Below are 3439 nucleotides of genomic sequence, written 5' to 3'. Positions count from 1 at the left end.
GCGCTCGTCGACCCTGCCCGGAGTCCACACCGACAGGACGAGACGACATGAGCACGACCCCCGCCGAACACGCGGCGATGCAACGTGCCCTCGCACTCGCCGCCGAAGGCCCGCGCGGCGTCAACCCGCAGGTCGGCGCCGTGATCCTCTCCCCCACCGGCGACGTGCTCGCCGAGGGCTTCCACCGCGGCGCCGGAACCGCGCACGCCGAGGTCGACGCGCTCTCGCGGCTCGCCCCGGGCGAGGCGCAGGGTGCGACAGCGATCGTCACTCTCGAGCCGTGCAACCACACCGGCCGCACCGGCCCCTGCGCGCAGGCGCTGCTCGCCGCCGGCGTCGCCCGCGTGGTGTACGCGCTCCCCGATCCGACCGAGAACGCCCACGGCGGGGGCGACACCCTGCGCGACGGCGGCGTCGACGTGGAGTCGGGCCTCGAGGCGGATGCCGCGGCATCCCTGCTCGACTCGTGGCTGACCGTGCAGCGGCTCGGCCGTCCGCACGTCACCGTCAAGTGGGCGCAGTCGCTCGACGGCCGCGCAGCCGCCGCCGACGGCACGAGCCGCTGGATCACGGGAGCCGCAGCGCGCGCCGACGTGCACCGTCGCCGCGCCGAGGCCGACGCGATCGTGGCCGGCATCGGCACGATCCTCGTCGATGACGCGGCCCTCACCGCCCGTCACCCCGACGGCACCCTCTACGACCACCAGCCGTTGCCGGTCGTGCTCGGCGCCCGAATCGTGCCCGACCGTGCGCTCGTGCGCGCGCACCCGCGCGGATTCCTGCAGCGCGACGGTCACAACCTCTTCGGCGAGCACCCCGGCGACGACCGCGCCGCATCCGTGCTGTCCGAGCTGCGCGACCGCGGCGTGCAGCGCGTGTTCGTCGAGGGCGGCCCGACGATCGCGAGCGCGTTCCTGCGCGCCGGGCTCGCCGACGAGGTGCTCGCCTACATCGCCCCGACGCTCATCGGTGCGGGCTCCGACGGGCGGGACAACCCCGCACTGCGGGTGATCGGCGTCGACACGATCGCCGACCAGCGCCGCCTCGCCCTCACCCACCTCGAGCGGCTCGGCGACGACCTGCTGGTCGTCGCGGTGCCCGCGGCATCCGAGACCACCTCTGAGAAGGAGAGCTGATGTTCACCGGCATCGTGGAAGAGATCGGCACCGTGACGGATGTCTCGCCCTCGGGCGACGGCGCACGGTTCACCGTGCGGGCGCCCGCGGCGGTGTCCGACGCGCACCACGGCGACTCGATCGCGATCTCGGGCGTGTGCCTCACCGTCATCGACCAGGGCGACGACTGGTTCACCGCCGACGTGATGCGCCAGACGCTCGACGTCACGACCCTCGCGGGCGTCGGCGCCGGCACCCCCGTCAACGTCGAGCGCGCGACGAGCGCGGGCGGACGCCTGGGCGGCCACATCGTGCAGGGCCACGTCGACGGCACCGGCGCACTGCTCGAGGTGCGCCCGGGCGCCCAGTGGCGCGTGCTGCGCATCTCGCTGCCCACCGAGCTCGCGCCCCTCGTCGTCGACAAGGGATCGATCGCGGTCGACGGCACGTCCCTGACCGTGAGCGCGGTCAGCGAGCCCGCGGCACCCGTCCCCTGGTTCGAGGTCTCGCTCATCCCCGAGACCCTGGAGGCGACGACGCTCGGCCGCCGCGCTGTCGGCGACGCGGTGAACCTCGAGACCGACATCCTCGCCCGCCACGTGCGCCGACTGCTGGCCTTCCCGGCCGCCGGCGCCCCGATCACCCCCGCTGCGTCCCCCGAAGAAGGAGGCTCCCGATGAGCCTGTCGACCATTCCCGAAGCCCTCGAAGCCCTGCGTCAGGGCAAGCCCGTCATCGTCGCCGACGATGAGAACCGCGAGAACGAGGGCGACGCGATCATCTCCGCCGCCCTCGCGACCCCGGAGTGGATCGCGTGGATCGTGCGCCACTCCAGCGGATTCATCTGCGCCCCGCTCCCCGGCGAGTGGGCCGACCGCCTCGACCTGCCCCCGATGGTGCCGGTCAACCAGGACGCCCGCGGCACCGCCTACACGGTCAGCGTCGACGCCGCCGACCGCCAGTCGACGGGCATCAGCGCCTCGGACCGCGCGCACACCCTCAACGTGCTGGCCGACGCCGCGTCGACGCCGTCGAGCGTCATCCGCCCCGGCCACATCCTGCCGCTGCGCGCCGTCGACGGCGGCGTGCGCGAGCGCGCCGGTCACACCGAGGCAGCTGTCGACCTGATGCGCCTCGCCGGGCTCCCCCCGGTCGGCGGCATCTGCGAGATCGTGTCCGACGACGGCAGCATGATGCGACTGCCCGGGCTGCTCGAGCTCGGCGAGACCGACGGTCTGCCGGTGATCACGATCGAGCAGCTGATCGCCTATCTCGACGAGGTCGAGCCGACGGATGCCGCGGCCTCCGGCCCGCGCCGTCGCGTCAGTCTGCGCGCCGAGGCGCTCGTGCCGACGTCACACGGCGTGTTCCGCTTCCTCGCCTACCGCGACCGCATCAGCGGCACCGACCACCTCGCCGTGGTCTCGGGCGAGCTCACCGAGGAGGCCCCGCTGGTGCGCGTGCACTCCGAGTGCCTCACGGGCGAGGCGTTCGGCTCGCTCAAGTGCGAGTGCGGCCCGCAGCTCGACGCCGCCCTCGACGTCATCGAGCAGGACGGCGGCATCGTCATCTACATGCGCGGCCACGAGGGTCGCGGGATCGGCCTCATCAACAAGCTGCGCGCGTACAGCCTGCAGGAGCGCGGACTCGACACCGTCGACGCGAACCTCGCCCTGGGGCTCCCGGCCGACGCCCGCGACTACGCGGCGGCCGCCGGCATCCTCTCGGACCTCGGCGTCGCGCGCGTACGGCTGTTGACGAACAACACCGACAAGGTCGCGCAGCTGCGCCGCCTGGGCGTCGACGTCGTCGAGCAGGTTCCGCTGATCGTCGGGGTCGGGCCCGCGAACCAGGGCTACCTCGAGACCAAGCGCGACCGCATGGGTCACATCATCGCCGACGGCGCTCTCGCCGAGGCGCTCGCCACCACCGCCGCCCACCAGGCGGCCCCCAGCACCGAGGAGAACGCCCGATGAGCGGACACGGCGCCCCGCGCACCGCCGATCAGATCGACGCGACCGGCATCGAGGTCGTCGTCATCGCCGGCACGTGGCACGAGACGATCACCGACGGACTCATCGCCGGAGCGGCCCGCACGCTCGACGCCGCCGGCGCCACCTGGCGCCTCGTGCGGGTGCCCGGGTCGTTCGAGCTTCCCGTGGTCGCTCAGGCCGCACTCACGAGCGGAGCCGACGCGGTCGTCGCCCTCGGGGTGATCATCCGCGGCGGGACCCCGCACTTCGACTTCGTCGCGTCGGCCGCGACCGACGGGCTCACCCGCGTCGCGCTCGACACCGGGAAGCCGGTCGGGTTCGGGGTGCTCAC

At 73.7% G+C, this 3439-nt stretch carries 4 protein-coding genes; all 4 read left to right on the top strand.

Translation table 11 applies throughout. The features are described from left to right. Positions 1 to 47: 47 nt before the first annotated feature. Entirely contained in the window at positions 48 to 1136 is a 1089-nt protein-coding gene (gene ribD, locus ASG00_RS07065) for a bifunctional diaminohydroxyphosphoribosylaminopyrimidine deaminase/5-amino-6-(5-phosphoribosylamino)uracil reductase RibD (protein WP_056207916.1), read from the top strand. Beyond that, the gene (locus ASG00_RS07060) at positions 1136 to 1795 is read left to right on the top strand and encodes a riboflavin synthase (protein ID WP_056207914.1); all 660 of its coding nucleotides are present in this window, start codon (positions 1136 to 1138) and stop codon (positions 1793 to 1795) included. Before ribD ends, ASG00_RS07060 begins: the two co-directional genes overlap by 1 nt. Further along, on the top strand, positions 1792 to 3090 hold the full coding sequence (gene ribA / locus ASG00_RS07055) for a GTP cyclohydrolase II (RefSeq protein WP_045248221.1): 1299 nt from the start codon (positions 1792 to 1794) through the stop codon (positions 3088 to 3090). The genes ASG00_RS07060 and ribA overlap by 4 nt, the downstream gene beginning before the upstream one ends. Beyond that, the coding region (ribH, locus tag ASG00_RS07050) for a 6,7-dimethyl-8-ribityllumazine synthase (RefSeq protein ID WP_056208008.1) at positions 3087 to 3439 on the top strand (353 nt) is incomplete at its 3' end. The genes ribA and ribH, both read left to right, overlap by 4 nt.

The sequence above is a fragment of the Microbacterium sp. Leaf351 genome (assembly GCF_001423825.1).
In the GTDB taxonomy this organism is placed as follows: domain Bacteria; phylum Actinomycetota; class Actinomycetes; order Actinomycetales; family Microbacteriaceae; genus Microbacterium; species Microbacterium ginsengisoli.
Note: the sequence above shows the minus strand (reverse complement) of the source record. Positions and strands in the feature narration are given on the sequence as shown.

Bases quoted from the DNA above. Each gene is read 5' to 3' on its own strand.
- ASG00_RS07060 (WP_056207914.1), top strand. From the start codon at position 1,136: ATGTTCACCGGCATCGTGGAAGAGATCGGCACCGTGACGGATGTCTCG.
- ribA (WP_045248221.1), top strand. From the start codon at position 1,792: ATGAGCCTGTCGACCATTCCCGAAGCCCTCGAAGCCCTGCGTCAGGGC.
- ribD (WP_056207916.1), top strand. From the start codon at position 48: ATGAGCACGACCCCCGCCGAACACGCGGCGATGCAACGTGCCCTCGCA.